Genomic DNA, 19,908 nt, shown 5'->3' with positions numbered 1-19,908 from the left:
GTTTGGTTTACGTAAAAAATAGTATGAACTCGATGACTCCAGAAGATTTAGCATTTGATCGATGCCATATCTGGCACCCTTACACCTCAATGACACAACCACTTCCCTGCTATCCCGTCGTGTCGGCGACTGGCGTAGAACTTCAGCTTGATGATGGGCGTAAACTCATTGATGGCATGTCTTCCTGGTGGGCTGCCATTCATGGCTATAACCACCCGGCGATAAATCAGGCGGTACAGCAGCAACTTTCCCAGATGTCACACGTCATGTTTGGTGGCATTACGCATCCTGCCGCTGTCGCGCTCTGCCGCCAGCTCGTGTCAATGACTCCCGCTGAACTAGAGTGTGTTTTCCTCGCTGACTCAGGATCGGTTGCCGTTGAAGTCGCAATGAAAATGGCACTACAGTACTGGCAGGCTCGAGGTGAAAAACGGCAGCGTTTCCTCACACTGCGCCATGGTTATCATGGCGATACGCTCGGCGCGATGTCGGTTTGTGATCCGCAAAACTCCATGCATAGCCTTTATCAAGGCTATCTTCCCAATCATTTGTTTGTCACTGCACCACAGTGCTCCTTTGGCAGTGATTGGCAAGATGCCGATATCGCTCCTTTGCGGAATGCGCTAGCCGAACGATCGCATGAAATTGCCGCGATCATTCTGGAGCCGATTGTTCAGGGGGCTGGAGGAATGCGGTTTTATCATCCGACCTATCTCCGACACGTTCGCGAACTGTGTGATCAATACCACGTATTATTGATTGCGGATGAAATCGCGACGGGGTTTGGCCGCACAGGAAAACTGTTCGCTTGTGAGCATGCCAAAATTTCACCCGATATCATGTGTCTGGGGAAAGCATTGACTGGCGGCTACATGACACTATCTGCCACGCTGACAACCAGAGCTATCGCCACCACGATTAGCAATGGTGAAGCAGGATGCTTTATGCACGGCCCGACATTCATGGGTAACCCACTCGCCTGTGCTGCCGCCAACGCGAGTTTATCGCTACTGGCAACGAATCATTGGCAGGCACAGGTTAGTGCGATAGAACAGCAATTGCGCCAGGCGCTCATGCCGCTCGCCACATCCGAACGCGTCGCCGGTGTGCGGGTTTTGGGCGCGATCGGGGTGGTTGAAACGCACCAACCTGTCAATATGGCGCGGTTGCAGCACTTTTTTGTCGAACAGGGTGTCTGGATTCGGCCGTTTGGTAAACTGATCTATCTCATGCCGCCGTTCATCATTCATCCCGAACAATTACACCGACTTACCACCGCTATCGGTGATGCACTGGCAAACGCCAGTCTATTTAACGATTAATCCTATACCCCAAGTTGGTATCAGAAGACGGCCAGCCCATCATATTGCCCGGAAAACCTGTGAGCTGTAGCACGCTAATTCTATTAGCGTTATGATAGCCACTCAATTAATCAGGAATTTCCTATGCGCAATACGATCACTCTGTGCTGGCAGTATTTACGCGCTTTCGCATTGATTTACCTCTGTCTGTTGGCGGGCAATGCGATATCCGCGCTACTTCCGCTGACTATCCCCGGTAGCATCATTGGTATGCTGGTTCTGTTCGCGCTGCTTGCCTCGCAGATCCTGCCGTCAACCTGGGTAAAGCCCGGTTGCCATCTGCTAATCCGTTATATGGCATTGCTGTTTGTCCCTATTGGTGTGGGCGTAATGAGCTATTACGAACTGCTTAAACAACAGTTCGGCCCCATTGTCGTATCCTGTGCGATCAGCACTTTTATTGTGATGCTCGTCGTCGGTTTCAGCACGCAACTCATGCAACGAGAAAAAATCATCGCAGATAATCGTCTGCAAGATGAGGATAAAAAATAATGTTGGCCTCTTTATGGTGGTCTTTGCCACTCACGCTGTTTGTCTTTTTTGCCGCACGTCGACTGGCGATTTGGACCAAAATGCCATTGCTGAACCCGTTACTGATCTCAATGGCCATTATCATCCCGCTGCTTTTGTTATTGGATATTCCTTACGACCATTATTTCAAAGGTAGCGAGGTCCTCAACGATTTACTACAACCCGCAGTCGTCGCGTTAGCCTTTCCTTTATACGAGCAATTACATCAGATTCGAGCCCGTTGGAAATCGATCATCAGCGTTTGTTTTATCGGTAGCGTGACCGCCATCGTGACAGGAACCATGGTCGCATTGTGGATGGGGGCATCACCAGAGATCGCGGCATCCGTGTTACCGAAATCCGTTACTACCCCCATTGCCATGGCCGTCGCCAGTTCCATTGGCGGTATTCCTGCAATCAGTGCGGTTTGCGTGATTTTTGTGGGCATTTTGGGCGCGGTATTGGGGCACAGCCTGTTCAACCGCGTCGGTATCAAAACCAAGGCAGCGCGCGGCTTGTCAATGGGAACCGCATCGCACGCGTTGGGCACGGCACGTTGTGCCGAAGTCGATTTTCAGGAAGGTGCTTTCAGCTCATTAGCACTGGTTATTTGCGGCATTATTACCTCGCTGATCGCACCGTTTGTTTTTCCTCTTCTACTGCAATTCGTTGGTCAGTAGTTCGGCATGAAATTTGAGAAACATCTCGCATTTAACGTTTAACTTTCATGCCTTTCATCTCAAAGGAGATATGTATCACCATTTATAGCTGATTCGCTCTCTAACATAAGGTTCATTGACCCGCTCACGAGTAAGCCACTATGCACCCACGATTCGATAACGCTTTTCAACGGTTACCTGGCGATTTGCAGTCTGCGCTATTCCCCATCCTGAGCCGCCACGATTTTTCCGCTATGCTCACGAATGATGAGGTCGAAAATCTGTGTCTTTCCAGTCATATGACTCGCGATTCGCTGGCATTAGCATTGTTACCGTTAGCGGCTTCCTGTGCTCAAGCTGAAATTTCTCATTTCCAGGTCGGCGCGATCGCACAAGGCGTGAGCGGCAACATCTATTTTGGTGCCAATATGGAATTTGCTCATGTGCAGTTACAACAAACCGTGCATGCAGAACAAAGTGCCATCGTCCATGCCTGGCTGCGCAATGAAAAAGCGTTAACGTCTATTACGGTGAATTACACACCTTGCGGCCATTGCAGGCAGTTTATGAATGAACTGAACTGCGCCTCAACGCTTCTCATCCAATTACCGGGGCACCAACCTGCGCGACTCAGCTATTATTTGCCCGATGCGTTTGGACCGAACGATTTACAAATCAAAACGTTGTTGCTGGATGACATCAATCATGGTTATCAATTGGACAATGCAGACCGATTAACATTACAAGCATTGGAGGCAGCCAACCGTAGCCACGCACCATACAGCCACGCAATCAGCGGCATCGCGCTGGAAACGGTGAACGGCCATATTTATACGGGTCGTTATGCGGAAAACGCCGCATTTAACCCCAGCCTGCCACCGTTGCAAGCCGCTCTGAATGTAATGAATCTTGCCGGAGAAGCGCCAACCGATATCGTTCGAGCCACGCTCGTCGAACGTCGACATGCCGCTATCAGTCAGTACGCCGCGTCGCAGATCATACTGGGAGAATTGGGGTGTACCGATGTTGCACTGTGTTTCATGGATGAATAATAGAAATGTAAACAAGATGAATCGATTCATCTTATTTTTTCCCACGGATGCAAGTCATCTGTAACTATTTTAATTAACATTTCCTGTACATATTTTCTGGGTAATTTAAGATCCGGCTCAGCTTTTATTGATCTCCCCTTGGATTCGTTTCTGTTACCCGAAGAGTAAAAAAAGTCATGGAATTAGAATACGAAAGTAAACGTCCCCTCTACATCCCTTATGCTGGCCCTATCCTGCTTGAGTTCCCATTGCTGAATAAAGGTAGCGCATTTACCCAAGAAGAACGCGCTAACTTTAACCTGCATGGTTTATTGCCTGAAGCGGTTGAAACCATTGAAGAACAGGCTGAACGAGCCTGGCGTCAATATCAGGAATTCAAGAACGATATCGATAAGCATGTCTATCTGCGCAACATCCAAGATACCAACGAAACCCTATTCTACCGCCTGCTGGATGCTCACCTGAGTGAAATGATGCCAATCATTTACACCCCAACGGTAGGCGAAGCCTGTGAGCATTTCTCTGATATCTATCGTCGGGCACGCGGCTTATTTATTTCCTACCCAAATCGTGCCTATATTGACGACATGTTACAGAATGCCACCGAGCAGAATGTAAAAGTCATTGTGGTCACTGATGGGGAACGTATTTTAGGACTAGGCGATCAGGGTATTGGTGGTATGGGTATTCCGATCGGTAAACTGTCTCTATACACCGCCTGTGGCGGCATTAGCCCAGCTTATACCCTGCCAGTCGTTCTGGATGTTGGCACGAATAACCCACAGCGCCTAAACGATCCGCTGTACATGGGCTGGCGTCATCCTCGTATTACGGATGACGAATATTACGCGTTTGTTGATGAATTTATTCAGGCCGTCAAACGCCGTTGGCCGAACGTCTTGTTACAGTTCGAAGATTTCGCCCAGAAAAACGCCACGCCGCTGTTGAATCGCTATCGTGATGAAATCTGTAGTTTTAATGATGATATTCAGGGAACGGCTGCGGTTGCGCTGGGTAGTCTGATTGCCGCCAGCCGAGCGGCGGGTAGCCAACTGCGCGACCAAACCGTTGTGTTCCTCGGTGCTGGTTCCGCCGGCTGTGGCATCGCTGAACAAATCATCGCCCAGATGAAGTCCGAAGGACTGAGTGAAAGCGAAGCTCGTGCACGCGTCTTTATGGTTGACCGTTTTGGCCTGTTGACGGATAAACTGCCTAACCTGCTTGATTTCCAAAGCAAACTGGTACAAAAAAGCGAGCAACTCACTCACTGGGATGCAGCCAGTGATGCTATCTCGCTGCTGGAAGTCGTCCGTAATGCCAAGCCCACCATCATGATTGGTGTGTCCGGCCAGCCTGGCCTGTTCACGGAAGAGATCATCCGTGAAATGCACAAACACTGTGCTCGACCAATCGTTATGCCACTGTCGAACCCAACATCTCGGGTAGAAGCGCGTCCGGAAGACATCATCCGCTGGACTGAAGGAGCCGCACTGGTCGCAACGGGGAGCCCGTTCAGCCCGGTCACCTATCAAGATAAGGTTTACCCTATTGCCCAGTGTAACAACTCATTTATCTTCCCTGGGATTGGCCTCGGCGTTCTGGCTTCCGGCGCAAAACGCATTACGGATGGCATGTTGATGGCAGCCAGTCGCGCATTGGCTGACTGTTCGCCTATGGCTAACAACGGTGAAGGGGCATTATTGCCGGATATCGCAGATATTCAAGACGTGTCCAAGCGCATTGCGCTGGAAGTAGGTAAAGCGGCGCAGTTGCAGGGCGTTGCCGTCGTTACATCTGCTGATGCGCTGGCAAAAGCCATCGCACACAACTTCTGGCAACCGCAGTATCGTAGTTATAAACGAACGTCTTTCTGATTGACCAATACCCCCTAAATAATTCGAGTTGCGTGAAGGCGGCAAGCGAAGGAATCCCGATGAGCTTACTTGAGTAAGTGATTCGGGTGACTGATCGTAGCCAACGCACAGGCAACTTGAAGTATGACGGGTGATTTGTTATGTAAAAACGCCGCCCAGTGATAACACTGGGCGGCGTTTATATTTTGACGCATTCACAATCACACTCTGCTCTTTACCCCTTCAGCTTCGGATCCAACGCATCGCGTAAACCATCGCCCAATAGGTTAAAAGCCAGCACCGTCAGGAAAATAGCCAGACTGGGGAAAATCGCCACGTGTGGCGCAATCACCATATCTGAACGAGCTTCATTTAACATCGCGCCCCATTCTGGCGTCGGAGGCTGTGCGCCAAGCCCCAGGAAAGACAAACTGGCCGCGGTAATAATTGACATCCCAATACGCATGGAGAAATACACCACTATCGACGACACCGTACCGGGCAAAATATGACGAAAAACTATAACCCAATCAGATGCGCCAATGCTCCGCGCAGATTCGATGTAGGTTTGATGTTTCAATACCAGCGTATTCCCTCTCACCAAACGGGCAAATGCCGGGATGCTGAAAATCGCCACCGCGACAATCACATTCGCCATTCCGCTTCCCATGATGGCAACAACCGCAATCGCCAGCAGAATACCGGGAAAAGCGAACAACACATCGCAAATTCGCATAATAATGCGGTCCCACCAGCCTTCATAATATCCCGCCAGCAGCCCCAATGATGTACCAAGCAACATCCCAACCAGTACGGAAAAAATACCCGCTGCCAGCGAGATGCGGGTCCCCAGCAGAATACGACTGAAAATATCACGCCCCAGCGAATCCACGCCGAGCCAGTGCACCGCTGAAGGCCCTTCGTTTAACCGGTCATAATCAAAATAACTTTCTGCATCATAAGGAACTAGGTAAGGAGCCAGTAAAGCGATGAGTATCAGTAAAGCCACGAATATGCCCGCCAGCATAGCAACATGCTGATGGCGGAAACGCCGCCAGAACTCGCGCCACGGTGTGCGAATCTGATGCTCGCTGAGCACCGGCAGAGTGGATAACACCGCTTTGCGTCGCCAGTTTCTCATTCCCTTCCCTTATTTATAACGAATCGACGGGTTAATGGCGGCATACAACATGTCGACCAACAAATTAATCAGGATAAACTCCAGAGAAAACAACAAAACTTCAGCCTGAATAACGGGATAGTCTCGCATCTCGACCGAATCGACCAGCAATCGCCCCAAACCAGGCCAGTTAAATACTTTTTCAACCACAATCGAGCCGCCCAACAGAAAGCCAAACTGTAGCCCCATCATGGTGATAACAGGAATAAGCGCATTGCGTAACCCATGTTTGATCACCACCAGCGATTCTCTCACCCCTTTTGCCCGCGCAGTGCGCATATAATCTTCTTGCATCACTTCGACAAAAGAAGCTCGGGTGAAACGGGCCATCACCGCAGCCACTGCCGCCCCCAGCGTAATCGACGGCAAAATATAGTGCAGCCAGGTATCCGCCCCCACAGTAGGCAACCATCCCAACTCAACGGAAAAAACCTGCATCAGTAGCATACCCAGCGCAAAGGCAGGAAACGAGATTCCGGATACCGCCAGCGTCATACCAATCCTGTCTGGCCAACCATTGCGCCACACGGCCGATACCACACCGATTGCCATGCCAAAAATCACGGCCCAGACCATACTGCTGACCGTCAGCCAGAATGTCGGCATGAAACGTGTGGCAATCTCATCCACAACCGGTCGTTTAGATACGATGGACGTACCGAAATCGCCTTGCAGACTGCGCACAAAAAAACGCCAAAATTGTTCTGACAACGGTTTATCCAGCCCCAAATCCTGACGGACCAGCTCAACCACCGTGGCATCCGCTTCGCGACCGGCCGCCAGACGCGCAGGATCCCCCGGCAACAGATGGACAAACAGAAACACCAGTACCATGACGATCAGCAGCGTGGGAATTAGCCCTAATAAACGTTTAATAAAATAATTCAACATGGGTCGGTTTCTACCCTTACCCTCCACCAGTGTCAAAAAGGAGGGAGGCCGAACGGACCTCCCTGATGGCATGGAATTTCACCAAATTTACTCTTTCAGATCGGCATCATCAAAGCTGAACAGCGTATCTGGCATCACGTAAAATCCACTCAGTGTCTTACTATTCGCGGAAACCAGACGCTCCGTTGCCAGGAAAATCCACGGCGCATCGGCCCAAATTTTATCCTGTGCATCTTTGTACAATTTCTGCTTCTCGGTACGATCGGTTGTTTTAAGTGCGTTAGTCAAGTCCGCATCAACCTGTGGATTACTGTAAAATGCGGTATTAAACAACGCTGGCGGCCAGGATGAGGTTGCAAACAGCGGTGACAACGCCCAGTCAGCCTCGCCGGTCGACGCGGACCAGCCGGTATAGAACAGGCGGACACCCGTGTCCTTCACCCCTTTGCCTTCAACCTCTGCGGCCCGCTGACCCGCATCCATTGCGGTAACATTCACTTTTATCCCCACCTGCGCCAGTTGCTGCTGCGTAAACTGCAACACTTTTTGCGCCGTGCTATGATTATGTGATGACCACAACGTGGTGGTAAATCCGTTTGGATATCCCGCTTCTTTCAGTAGTTCACGGGCTTTAGCCGGATCATAAGGCCAAGGCTGATACTTCACCGAATAATCAATGTTTGGCGGCAATGGCCCCTCTGCCGGCGTGGCATAGCCGGAGAAAGCCACTTTAATCAGCGCTTCTTTATTGATGGCATAATTGAGGGCCTGACGAACCTTGGGGTTGTCAAACGGCTTCTGTGTAACATTCATGCTGATGTAACGATGCAGGATCGACGGCGATGCCACCAGCGCCAGCTTGTCATTTTTCTCCAAAATCTTAGCCTGCTCAAACGGGATCGGGTAAGCAAAGTGCGCTTCGCCCGTTTGTAACAACGCCGCTCGTGTATTGTTATCGACAACAGGACGCCAGGTAATGCTATCCAGCTTCGGCAATCCCGTTTTCCAGTAGCCGGTGAATTTTTCCACCTTGACGTAATCGGTTTGGTTCCAGGTCACGAAACGGTATGGACCGGTTCCCACCGGGTGAAAACCGATTTCCTTGCCATATTGTTTGAGCGCAGCGGGGGAAATCATCACGGCCGCAGGGTGTGCCAGATTATTGATAAACGCCGAGAATGGAGACTTCAGTGAGATTTTCACCGTTTGGGCGTCAACCACCTCGGTTTTATCAATCATTTTGAACAGATTATAACGTTTCAGTCGGTTCTCTGGATTACTGGCCCGGTCGAGATTGACCTTTACGGCCTCAGCATTGAAATCTGTGCCATCATGAAATTTCACACCGGGATGCAATTTGACGGTATAAACCAGACCATCCGTGCTGACGTCATAGCTATCCGCCAACACATTGATAAGTTTCATATCTTTGTCAAAACCAAATAGCCCCTGATAGAACGATTTAGCCACGGTTTGTGACAGCGAATCATTAGCATCGTAAGGGTCAAGGCTAGTAAAATTGGACGCCACCGCAATTACCGCATCTTTCGCTGCCCAGACGGGCGCTGCCGCCAGTGCCGCAGCAACGCCAGCAGCCACTAACCAATTACGCTTAAAAGTAATAACATTCATCGTGTTACGTTCTCCTTGTGAATCCCTGTCAGTAAGCGCCAGCAATCGGGTGGTGCGCAACAAAATGTCGTTCACCGACCTGAACCAGAGGCGCGACGGTAGGTTCATCGCCGATAGCCCGAATCGGGCTGGGTATTTCATCAACCAGTAAAACCTGCTCACGATGATGGCGCGACGGATCGGCGACAGGCACCGCTGCCATCAGCTTACGGGTATAGGGATGAGCGGGATTTTCAAACACCGCGCTGCGTGGGCCGATTTCCACGATCTGTCCCATATACATCACCGCAACCCGATGGCTAATTCGCTCAACGACGGCCATATCATGAGAAATAAAGAGAAAAGCAATGCCGAATTCACGTTGTAAATCCAACATCAAATTGACGATCTGCGCCTGAATGGACACATCCAACGCCGAAACCGCTTCATCTGCGATCACCACTTTGGGGTTGAGCGCCAGCGCTCTGGCAATGCAAATTCGCTGGCGCTGCCCACCAGAAAACTCATGTGGATAACGTCGGGCATGCTCAGGCTGTAAACCCACCCGGGTGAGTAACCATTCAACACGCTGTTCAGCTTCCTGCCGGCTTCCGATGCCATGCACCAGAAGCGGCTCCATAATAGAAAACCCGACCGTAAGGCGAGGATCCAGCGATGCATAAGGATCCTGAAAAATAAACTGAATATCCTTACGCATGTGCTGTAACGCTGATCCGCTCAGTTGATTAATCTGTCGCCCATCAAAAATAATCGTTCCACTTTGGCTCTCTACCAGTTTCAGCAGGGCTCGACCGGTCGTTGATTTACCACAACCCGATTCGCCGACCAGTGACAACGTTTCGCCAGGATAGAGATCGAAACTCACTTTCTCCACCGCATGAACCTGGCGGGTTATGCGGTTCAACAGGCCGCTACGTACCGGAAAGCGAGTGACCAAATTCTGCACCTGTAAAATAGGCGACGCATTCAGTGGAATCGTATTCTGTGGCGCACTGTTGTCAACGTGGTGAACCTGATCACTCAGCAACGGAAATTTTGCAGGAAACGTCTGCCCCTTCATCGATCCCAACGTCGGCACGGCCGCCAACAAGGCTCGCGTATAATCATGCTGTGGTGTTTGAAAAATTTGGTTCACCGGCCCAGCTTCCACGCTTTCGCCGCGATACATCACCATGACCCGATCGGCAATTTCAGCGACCACGCCCATATCATGAGTAATGAAGATAACCGCCATATTCATTTCTCGTTTCAACACGCGAATCAGTTGTAAAATTTGAGCCTGAATCGTCACATCCAATGCTGTTGTCGGTTCATCAGCAATTAGCAGGGAAGGCTTACAGGAAAGCGCCATTGCAATCATGACACGTTGTCGCATCCCGCCAGAAAGCTGATGGGGGTAACGATCCAAAACATTACGCGCCTCAGGAATACGAACCAAATCCAGCATACGCAGCGCTTCCTGACGCGCTGCCCGGTGGTTCATGCCCTGATGTAATCGGATAGATTCAGCGATTTGCTCGCCGACCGGAAAGACTGGATTAAGCGACGTCATCGGCTCTTGAAAAATCATGGCTAAATCGGCACCACGTAGCGTCCGCATCAATGATGGGCTGCTGTGTCGTAAATCCAGCACCTGACCATTACGCCGACGGAACAGCATGTCGCCATGATTTATCACCCCACCAGCCTGTTCTATCAGACGCATCACGGCCAACGATGTGACAGATTTCCCCGATCCAGACTCACCGACAATCGCCAGCGTTTCACCCCGATCGACAGAAAAAGTTAAATGACGTACCGCATCCGTTCGCTGGCCTTGCTGCTCAAAATAAACGCTCAAATCACGAACCGCCAGCACCCGTTCATCAGGCAGAGAAAGCCCTGATTCCGGGGAAGAGGCCGCAGCAAAAGGGTGCCGTGCTAATACCATTAACAATGAATCTCCATGTAATAGGATCGTGATTGTGACAGTTCAAACCGTTTTGACTATATTTAGCACCGGGAATGATGTAAAGGAGAAACTGAATCAATGCTCTGATAAAAAATCTTTTTAGAACATTAAGTTAATAAAAATAAACAAATGATATAAACGTACCAACCAACGTATCACGATCATTCATGACATCATTTTCGGCCACGAAACCCGCCCATTCATTGACCCACGAACATTCTCCGTGGCGACGTTATCTGACATAATGTTGGCATACGATCCCTGTTTTCGCCCATAAACCTTCTCCGGCGAAACCAATCATGGAGTGCAGATGGAAAGCGTGACCTCTGGCTTATTGCCCCTCGAACAGGCCTTGAAAATGATACTTGATCAGGTATCACCCATTCCTGAGACAGAAAATATTTCACTGTATGACGCCACAGACCGCATTACCGCGCATCCAATCACGTCACCGATAAGCGTCCCTCCCTTTGCTAATTCTGCCATGGATGGTTATGCCGTCCGTTGCGCCGATCTTGTTGCCTCAGCACCGCTAACCGTGGCTGGGAAAGCCTTTGCTGGTGCCCCCTTTGATGACGAATGGCCTGAAAAAAGTTGCATCAGGATCATGACAGGTGCGCCAATTCCGAAGGGTGCTGACGCCGTTATCATGCAGGAACACGCCGAAGTGAGTGAGGCTGGTGTACGTTTTACGCATGACGTCAAACCCGGACAAAATATCCGTCTGGCAGGAGAGGATATTCATGCTGACGCAGTGGTTCTATCAGCAGGAAGAAAATTAAGCGCAGCAGAATTGCCGTTGCTGGCGTCACTCGGGATCGCTCAGATTGCCGTTCATCGTCGTTTGAAAGTCGCTATTTTTTCAACAGGCGATGAACTTCAGCCTGTCGGTACGCCGCTTCAGGCGGGTCAAATTTATGACACTAACCGTTTTGCCGTGCGTCTGATGCTGGAGCAAATCGGTTGCGAAGTTCATGATTTGGGCATTATTCGTGACGATCCAGCGGCGTTACGCGCGGCCTTTCATCAGGCAGACCAGCATGCCGACCTCGTGATTAGCAGCGGAGGCGTCTCCGTCGGTGAAGCCGATTATACAAAACAGATACTGGACGAATTGGGTGATATCCACTTCTGGAAGTTGGCAATCAAACCCGGTAAGCCATTCGCTTTCGGTAAACTTCAACATGCCTGGTTCTGTGGTCTGCCTGGAAACCCAGTTTCCGCGGCCCTCACCTTCTATCAATTGGTTCAGCCTCTGCTGGCTCGTTTGAGTGGACACACGGCCTGGCATTTACCCGCACGCCTGCGTGTAAAAACTGTCAGCAATTTGAAAAAAACACCGGGACGTACCGATTTTCAACGCGGTATCTTTCGCCGCAACGAACAGGGCGAATGGGAAGTCAGCACCACCGGACATCAGGGGTCGCATGTCTTCAGTTCTTTTAGCCTCGCCAACTGTTTTATTGTTCTGGAAGCGGAACGAGGCCGTGTTGCTGCCGGAGAATGGGTCGAAATAGAGCCGTTCAACTCACTACTAGGACATTGATTATGCTGCCGGAACTCAGTGACACCGAGGCGCTACGCTATAACCGTCAGATTGTATTACGAGGTTTTGATTTTGACGGGCAGGAAAAGCTAAAAGCCTCGCGCCTGCTGATTGTAGGGCTTGGTGGATTAGGCTGTGCGGCATCGCAATATCTGGCCTCTGCGGGTGTCGGTCATCTGACCCTGCTGGATTTTGATACCGTTTCACTTTCCAATCTACAGCGCCAGATATTGCACTGCGATGCACGCATTGGGATGGCAAAAGTCGAATCCGCTCGTATCGCACTATCAGCCCTTAATCCGCATCTTTCTCTGGACACGGTGAATGCCAATCTGGAAGACGATGCGCTAAGAGAACTGATGGAAAAGCACGATGCTGTATTGGATTGTACCGACAATGTCTCTATTCGCGATCGCTTGAACCGGCTAGGTTTTCAGCTAAAGAAACCGTTAATTTCCGGCGCGGCGATTCGCATGGAAGGCCAAATCAGTGTCTTTACCTATCAACCGGGAGAGCCTTGTTACCGCTGTCTGAGCCGGTTGTTTGGTGATAATGCGCTAACTTGCGTAGAAGCAGGCGTCATGGCCCCCCTCGTTGGCACCATCGGTAGCCTACAAGCCATGGAGGCGATCAAACTGTTGACCCATTACGGTCACATCGCCAGAGGGCGATTACTGATGTTTGATGCGATGACGTTACAGTTTCGAGAGATCAAACTGCCGCAAAACCCGACCTGTGATGTCTGTGGGGCTGAGCACCTATCCGCTTGAAACTACGTTTGAAACCGTAAACGCGGCCTCTAATACATTAGGGCCGCACCTTTCTTTATCTACCTTTTCTTCTACGCGTTGTCGCGCATATTGTTATGACCTTGTATATATTTCTGGTGTAGAATGTTTATTCGCTTCTCAAGCAGGCCAGATACACGATGAGTCAGCCGCTTTCTCTCGACGACAGAATCCAAAACGCCATCACTAAAGTTGCTAAGGTCGTTTTCCCTACTAATATCAATCATCATTCCACGCTATTTGGTGGTACGGCGCTATCGTGGATGGATGAAATATCGTTCATTACGGCAACCCGTTTTTGCCATAAACCTCTGGTGACAGTTTCTACTGAAAAAATCAATTTCAATACGCCCATACCGTCAGGAACGATTATTGAACTCATCGGACAGGTCAGTCGTGTGGGAAGAACCAGCCTGACCGTTGACGTTAACGTTTTTCTGGAACAAATGTATGCAGAAGGCCGAACGAAAGTGATTTCAGGACAGTTTAATTTTGTGGCGGTAAATGACGAAGGCAGGCCTATCCCCCTGTTCTAACGCGGTCTTGCTTTAAAGGAACAGACCCTAACTCACTCAAGTTTCAGGACAAAGCGTTAGCCCACGAGTGTGAGCCAAGTAACGAGCGTAGCCAACGCACAAGCAACTTGACGTATGACGGGTATAACGAATTCATTCATCGTTAGTAGATTTACATATATAAATCAAAAGACTATTGCCTTGCGTGCAATAAATATCAGTGACACAGTACAGATCAATTATCATGTAAAGAGGAACAGATCATGAGTAATGCTTTTTTACAAGCTATCAAAGAACGCCGCAGTATCTATGCGATTGGCAATAAATTGCCAATCTCTGAAGAGGCCGTTACCACGCTAATTACCGAAGCTGTGAAAGAAAGCCCCTCCTCGTTCAACTCACAGAGCTCTCGTGTTGTTATACTATTCGGTGAACAACATGCCAAAGTTTGGGATATTGTTAAGCAACAACTGAAGAAAATTGTCCCTGAAAACGCATTTGCCGCGACAGAACAAAAACTCGCCTCCTTTGCCGCAGGCGCGGGTACCGTGCTCTTTTTTGAAGACACCGCCGTTATCAAAGGTCTGCAAGAAAAATTTGCACTGTATGCCGATAATTTCCCGATCTGGTCAGAACATTCTACCGGTATTGCTCAATTTGCGGTGTGGTCCACGTTGGCACAGGAAAAAATTGGCGCATCGTTGCAGCATTACAATCCGCTCATTGATGATGATGTAAAGAAACAGTGGAACTTGCCTGACAGTTGGAAGCTACGCGCCCAATTACCCTTCGGCTCCATTGAACAACCGGCAGGCGAAAAAGCCTACATCTCCGATGAAGAGCGCTTCCGTATTTTTAAATAATACGTCGACACGCTGCCCATAATTCCAACAAGGGACAATGCAAATTCGCGGTCCCTTTTTTTCATTCTCTTCATCAGTATTCCTATTCTTTTTTACAAATAAACTACAACACATTCAACATTAAAGTTGATCGCCGCGAATTGACGTTTCTTTGCTCATCACTGCATTGATGTTTCTTGGCGTGACTGCTTAACTTCAGTAAGATGCTCAGCTGTTTTTGTTGGGTGCAAGATGGATCTTGAGTTGCCTTATCATTTGGTTACTACACTGAGGGTACTGTCTTGCGAATGAAATTAATGACAAATTCACGCTGGTTAAATAAACCCCGGGCAATCGTCCTGTTTTCCACTATGCTCCTCGCCGCATTTTTGATTATTAGTTGGACCAGTTACGAAGTCGCAAGAAAATCATTAGAAGAAGAAATCGCAGAAAATACCCTTCCTTTAACCAGTGATAATGTCTATTCCGAAATTCAGCAAGACCTACTCAAACCTATTTTTATTTCATCTCTGATGGCGCATGACACGTTTTTGCGGGACTGGGTGCTCAATAATGAAAGCGACCCACAAGCCATGATTCGTTACCTGAAAGAGATTGATAATCGATTCAATACGGTATTCTCTTTTTTCGTTTCGGATAAAACAAAGCTCTACTACGATCCGCAGCGTATTCTAAAAACGATCTCGGAAAACGTTCCTGACGATCAATGGTACTTCCAGGCCAGTACGCTCTCAGAAGAAACCCCTTATTCGATAGATATTTCCGTGGATCCCGAAAAACGCACTCGTATGGATATTTTCATCAATCATCGAGTGATGGACTATAACAATAATTTCATTGGCGTCACGGGTGTGGGTATCCCTGTTGATCGGGTCAAACTCCTGATTGAAAAATATGAACAGCGCTATAACCGTACGATTTACTTTATTGATAAAACGGGTAACGTTTCCCTTCATGGAGCCACATACAACCGTCCGCTAAAGATTCAGGATCAACCCGGTCTTTCCTCACTGGCAACATCTATTTTAACGGTTCCTGGCGGGGCATATGAATACCATGTAAATGGCGAGCAGATATTCCTGAACACTCGTTTACTGCCCGAGTTTGGCTGGTATCTGATGGTGGAACAAAGCAATCATCCCAGTGAGAAACGACTTTTCGCCACATTGATGAAAAACCTGGGTGTTAGCATTAGTGTCAGTATGCTGTTTTTATTTCTGCTCTGGTTGACGATTGGTGGTTATCAACGGCGACTGGAACAGATGGCAACGACGGATAAACTCACTGGCATTATGAATAGGCAGGCATTTGACTATTTTTTCAAACGATTATTGGCCAAACGCATCTCCCAGCACCGTAGTATTTCCATTTTATTGGTTGATATTGACCACTTTAAACAAGTTAATGATCACTATGGCCATGGCGTAGGCGATATCGTGCTGCGCCACATCGCCAATCTGATACAACAGACCGTTCGCCATAGCGATCAAGCTTGTCGTTGGGGCGGGGAGGAATTTGTTATTCTGCTGGACGATTGCAATCTCGATAATGCCTTGCTCCGCGCTGACACACTACGTAAAAAGATTGAATCGGCAAAAGTACGCACAAAAGATGATACTATTCAGATCACTATTAGCTGTGGAGTTGCTGAATATAAAAACAATGAAACACTGGATATGTTGATTAATCGGGCGGATATCGCGCTTTATCAGGCTAAACAACAAGGACGCAATCAGGTAGTTAAATCTGAATAGTGACTGTTTATACTCAAATAGTATTCTGCCGAAGCAGAATACTATTTGGTCGCCATACTATTTGTAACTGAATATTAATAATATGTGATATTTAATATAATAGACCACACCGCATATTTTCTGCTAAATACCATCCGTTTTCGTCTGAACCCAAAACGCATGGATCAGTCCAGGGAAATACCCCAACAGCGTTAGAATGATATTCAGAATAAATGCACCACCGATCCCCTTCCCTAAAAGAACGCCTAACGGTGGCAAAATAATGGTAAAGACAATTCGCCAAAAGCCCATATTCATCTCCGTGACATGATAATTACTTAGACCGTAGTACAGAAAACAATATTTGTCAGTATTCAAGCAAGAAATGATGGTGGAATATCTGGCTTACAACAATATTACGCGCGATATCTTCACTGGAATATCATCGAGTCAGCAAGCATTCAATAGCGGGAGCGTGGCGATAAAAACTCAAAAAAATGTTTCCATTTTCGCCAACACTAACGTCGCTTAAAGCAAGAAGGGGAATATTATGGCTGCGTACTATGGACTTCTTCACCGAGTGACTTTTGCATAATCACAGTATCAACCCAACGTTCATGCTTGAACCCCACGGATTTCAAGATCCCTGTCAATTCAAAGCCAAGAGACCGATGGAGAGCAATAGAACCACGGTTTTCACTGTTGCCAATAACCGCAACCAACTGACGAAACCCAGTCACTTCCGCCCGACGAATCGCTTCGGTCAACAATGCTTTCCCGATCCCTTTCCCCTGTTGATGCGGATGAATATAAACAGAGTCTTCGAGCGTGAAGCGATAAGCATATCGTGGTCGATAAGGCGCAAGATAGCAGTAACCGGCAATAACACCATCAACTTCCGCAACAAGCCATGGCGTTCCTGCGCCATGAACGGCGGTGAGTCGTTCCAACATCTCTTCAACCGTAGGTGAAACCGTTTCAAAAGTCGCGATACCATTCACAACATGCCATGCATAAATTTCTTGAATGCTGGCAATATGCTCAGCGGTCGCATCAATAATCCTCATCACAATGTCCTTTTGCCGTTGATATAATCCGTCAGAGAATACCATAGAGAATAAATACCCGGCCTATCTATAAAAAAATAATATGACGACGAAAACCGCTATCACATAGCTGGATACCGATTCACATTTAGCAACGGCAATAACAAAAATAAATTAGGATGGCGGTATTGCACGTAAAAGGTTATAGTTCGTTTTTTATTATATGGAAATAATATATCGTGTATAAAGTTTTATTTATAAGTGTCCTGCTACTTAATCCGCTTTTTAATCACGCAATCGCGTCATCTTTACCTGATATCATTAAAGAGCAAGTCAACACGGCGAGAGAAGAGGTCAAAAACGATCGCTCAGTTCGCCCCGCCTATGCTCGACTGATGTTCCGTTTACTCGTTAACCGTCCTGAAAAAGATGAAATAGCTTTCAAAAAAGAGCTAAACCTTGAAGCCTCCTCAGAGCTCAAACGCCTTGAAACATGGACGGCTGAAAGTCCTGATGCCGAAATTGATTTTATAATAGGCCGTTTTTATGACTTTGGCCTGGGAGTTGAAGAGAATAAGGCATCATCCTGCCATTGGATGTTAAAAGCGGCAGAATTGGGGCATGCAGAAGCACAGAATACTGTCGCCTATTGTTATGAAAAGGGACGGGGTTTCCCTGTAGATATGAATAATGCCGTTATTTGGTACGAAAAAGCAGCTGCTCAGAATAACGTCAATGGCATCACTAATCTTGGTATATGTTATTACGAAGGTAAAGGCGTCATTAAAAATGACCGTAAGGCTTACCAACTATTCCTCAAAGCATCAAATATGGGGGGAGAATGGGCAAGTATTCATTTAAAGAAAATGCGTTCGAACGGCCTGGTTTTTGATACCCATTAATTTATCCCCGAACAATCCACATTACAGGGCAATACGCTATCGTAAGATAGCGATCCTGAATGAAAATTTTCCACTATGAAGCATGTAGTGTTTAGGCCATCCATCCCATCCGGGCTGAACGATGCTCCTCCACCCTACACACCTCAATACCTCTTGCCTCTTGCCTCTTGCCTCTTGCCTCTTGCCTCTTGCCTCTTGCCTCTCAGGCATCTTCCAGCTTTGTTGTCATCCGCCAGCAAACATCTGAAGTGCCCGTGAACTCAGTCTTTATGAACCACACATCTATATTATACCCGTCATACTTCAAGTTGCATGTGCATTGGCTTCGTTCGTTACTCGGCTCATCCATGAGCCTCGCCCCTTTGACCTCAGCGCAAGCGCTGTTCAAAAACGCGTTGCCGTTTTTGTCCTGAGACTTGAATTAGTTAGGGTATAAAACTAATGGCACGTAGCACTATTTTTCTCCACGGTACATTGGATCGTTTTATCCATGTATTGTGTCTCTGTCTGCTCAAATTTTATTTTATCCATAAAACTAGACATAGATAATCGACCGAATCCTTGACAAGTTTTGTGTTGTCCGAATTCGCTGGGACGCCCCCCCGTAATCGCGCTAGCCATCATCGATGTGTTAACGAAATCTAAAAAGTTATCAACACAATACTGTAGATCACTTTGCGCCATTAGGACTTCTTGCCCCTTTGTCTCTGCATCGTTATCGAGCAATAGCTGGCGAATATTCCCCTTATGGCTATATCCTATCGCCGCATAACCGGCTTTATTTTTCAGGTTCACATCAGCACCCTCGGCAAGCAATGTCACAACATTCTCTTTTTTTTCAAATTTTGTTGCTACCGTGAGTGCACTGATGCCATCAGTAGAGATAAAATCAATTTCCGCACCATTTCGTATCAATATAGAAATAATTTCTTTTGAACCATATTTAGCGGCTAATTGCAGTGCAGTCGTTCCATATTTATTCGTTTGATTAACATTCGTCCCAAGAGCCAAAAGCATCGATACTTGTTGGAGATTATGGCCTATGACTGCCGACATCAACGGTGTTATTCCCGCATTATCCGCTTTATTCACATCGGCTCCAGCATCTAAGAGGACTTTTAATGTCTCTATTGAGCGAGAATGACTCACTGCCTGATAAAATGGTGTTTCTCCATTACGATTAACGATATTAACATCAATACCTGCACTGACAAGTCGTTCAACAATTTCATCACTATTCTTTTTAAGAATACCTGGCGCAATCATTAACGCCATATTTTCTGTCATTACTGCATTATTCCCTTGGGCTAGAGATTCATTCGCTGCCATAGAGAAAATGGTATCCAGAACATCTTTCTTCTTTTTCTCAGGCTCAGGCTCAGGCTCAGGCTCAGGCTCAGGCTCAGGCTCAGGCTCAGGCTCAGGC

18 protein-coding genes are annotated in these 19,908 nt (G+C 47.9%); 11 read left to right on the top strand and 7 right to left on the bottom strand.

The features are described 5' to 3' along the window. Positions 1-32: 32 nt before the first annotated feature. The 5 genes from bioA to ACKPVM_RS09770 all read left to right on the top strand — a co-directional run bounded on the left by bioA (position 33) and on the right by ACKPVM_RS09770 (position 5,456). Positions 33-1,322, top strand: coding sequence for an adenosylmethionine--8-amino-7-oxononanoate transaminase (gene bioA / locus ACKPVM_RS09790; protein ID WP_409309031.1), 1,290 nt, complete (start codon positions 33-35; stop codon positions 1,320-1,322). A 123-nt stretch (positions 1,323-1,445) separates the two neighbouring features. Further along, positions 1,446-1,853: a CidA/LrgA family protein gene (locus tag ACKPVM_RS09785; protein ID WP_409308859.1), complete on the top strand. Its 408-nt coding sequence runs from the start codon at positions 1,446-1,448 to the stop codon at positions 1,851-1,853. Beyond that, the gene (locus tag ACKPVM_RS09780) at positions 1,853-2,551 is read left to right on the top strand and encodes a CidB/LrgB family autolysis modulator (RefSeq protein WP_409308858.1); all 699 of its coding nucleotides are present in this window, start codon (positions 1,853-1,855) and stop codon (positions 2,549-2,551) included. Before ACKPVM_RS09785 ends, ACKPVM_RS09780 begins: the two co-directional genes overlap by 1 nt. A 140-nt stretch (positions 2,552-2,691) precedes the next feature. Next, positions 2,692-3,582 (top strand): cytidine deaminase, encoded by an 891-nt coding sequence (gene cdd, locus ACKPVM_RS09775; protein WP_409308857.1) that lies wholly within the window; start codon positions 2,692-2,694, stop codon positions 3,580-3,582. Between the two features lie 176 nt (positions 3,583-3,758). Continuing rightward, the gene (locus ACKPVM_RS09770; RefSeq protein ID WP_409308856.1) at positions 3,759-5,456 is read left to right on the top strand and encodes an NAD-dependent malic enzyme; all 1,698 of its coding nucleotides are present in this window, start codon (positions 3,759-3,761) and stop codon (positions 5,454-5,456) included. Between the two features lie 214 nt (positions 5,457-5,670). Here the strand turns inward: ACKPVM_RS09770 and gsiD are convergent, their stop codons facing one another. From gsiD to gsiA, 4 genes are all read right to left on the bottom strand, one after another. Then, positions 5,671-6,576: a glutathione ABC transporter permease GsiD gene (gsiD, locus tag ACKPVM_RS09765; protein ID WP_409308855.1), complete on the bottom strand. Its 906-nt coding sequence runs from the start codon at positions 6,574-6,576 to the stop codon at positions 5,671-5,673. 9 nt (positions 6,577-6,585) lie between these two features. Next, a complete protein-coding gene (gsiC, locus tag ACKPVM_RS09760) occupies positions 6,586-7,506 on the bottom strand; it encodes a glutathione ABC transporter permease GsiC (RefSeq protein WP_409308854.1) in 921 nt (306 codons plus the stop codon). 87 nt (positions 7,507-7,593) lie between these two features. Next, the gene (gene gsiB, locus ACKPVM_RS09755; RefSeq protein ID WP_409308853.1) at positions 7,594-9,138 is read right to left on the bottom strand and encodes a glutathione ABC transporter substrate-binding protein GsiB; all 1,545 of its coding nucleotides are present in this window, start codon (positions 9,136-9,138) and stop codon (positions 7,594-7,596) included. Between the two features lie 28 nt (positions 9,139-9,166). Next, complete coding sequence (gsiA, locus tag ACKPVM_RS09750; protein ID WP_409308852.1) at positions 9,167-11,068, bottom strand: glutathione ABC transporter ATP-binding protein GsiA; 1,902 nt, start codon at positions 11,066-11,068, stop codon at positions 9,167-9,169. 331 nt (positions 11,069-11,399) lie between these two features. Between gsiA and moeA the strand changes: the two genes are divergently transcribed. The 5 genes from moeA (at position 11,400) to ACKPVM_RS09725 (ending at position 16,555) form a co-directional block, all read left to right on the top strand. Then, the gene (gene moeA, locus ACKPVM_RS09745) at positions 11,400-12,635 is read left to right on the top strand and encodes a molybdopterin molybdotransferase MoeA (RefSeq protein ID WP_409308851.1); all 1,236 of its coding nucleotides are present in this window, start codon (positions 11,400-11,402) and stop codon (positions 12,633-12,635) included. A gap of 2 nt (positions 12,636-12,637) precedes the next feature. Continuing rightward, on the top strand, positions 12,638-13,405 hold the full coding sequence (gene moeB / locus ACKPVM_RS09740; RefSeq protein WP_409308850.1) for a molybdopterin-synthase adenylyltransferase MoeB: 768 nt from the start codon (positions 12,638-12,640) through the stop codon (positions 13,403-13,405). Between the two features lie 158 nt (positions 13,406-13,563). Beyond that, positions 13,564-13,959 (top strand): acyl-CoA thioesterase, encoded by a 396-nt coding sequence (locus ACKPVM_RS09735; RefSeq protein WP_409308849.1) that lies wholly within the window; start codon positions 13,564-13,566, stop codon positions 13,957-13,959. Between the two features lie 242 nt (positions 13,960-14,201). Continuing rightward, complete coding sequence (locus ACKPVM_RS09730) at positions 14,202-14,801, top strand: nitroreductase family protein (protein WP_409308848.1); 600 nt, start codon at positions 14,202-14,204, stop codon at positions 14,799-14,801. A gap of 296 nt (positions 14,802-15,097) precedes the next feature. Beyond that, the gene (locus ACKPVM_RS09725; RefSeq protein WP_409308847.1) at positions 15,098-16,555 is read left to right on the top strand and encodes a sensor domain-containing diguanylate cyclase; all 1,458 of its coding nucleotides are present in this window, start codon (positions 15,098-15,100) and stop codon (positions 16,553-16,555) included. 123 nt (positions 16,556-16,678) lie between these two features. Here the strand turns inward: ACKPVM_RS09725 and ACKPVM_RS09720 are convergent, their stop codons facing one another. Both ACKPVM_RS09720 and ACKPVM_RS09715 read right to left on the bottom strand, forming a co-directional pair. Next, positions 16,679-16,846: a YqaE/Pmp3 family membrane protein gene (locus ACKPVM_RS09720; RefSeq protein WP_409308846.1), complete on the bottom strand. Its 168-nt coding sequence runs from the start codon at positions 16,844-16,846 to the stop codon at positions 16,679-16,681. A 236-nt stretch (positions 16,847-17,082) separates the two neighbouring features. After that, positions 17,083-17,601 (bottom strand): GNAT family N-acetyltransferase, encoded by a 519-nt coding sequence (locus ACKPVM_RS09715; protein WP_409308845.1) that lies wholly within the window; start codon positions 17,599-17,601, stop codon positions 17,083-17,085. Between the two features lie 218 nt (positions 17,602-17,819). Between ACKPVM_RS09715 and ACKPVM_RS09710 the strand changes: the two genes are divergently transcribed. Then, a complete protein-coding gene (locus ACKPVM_RS09710; protein WP_409308844.1) occupies positions 17,820-18,482 on the top strand; it encodes a tetratricopeptide repeat protein in 663 nt (220 codons plus the stop codon). Between the two features lie 438 nt (positions 18,483-18,920). Here ACKPVM_RS09710 and ACKPVM_RS09705 read toward each other — a convergent pair. Then, on the bottom strand, positions 18,921-19,908 hold a 988-nt coding region (locus tag ACKPVM_RS09705), incomplete at its 5' end, for an ankyrin repeat domain-containing protein (protein WP_409308843.1).

The sequence above is a fragment of the Pectobacterium hainanensis genome, from assembly GCF_046237015.1.
Lineage (GTDB): Bacteria > Pseudomonadota > Gammaproteobacteria > Enterobacterales > Enterobacteriaceae > JBJYIN01.
This window is presented reverse-complemented; position numbering and strand designations above follow the sequence as displayed.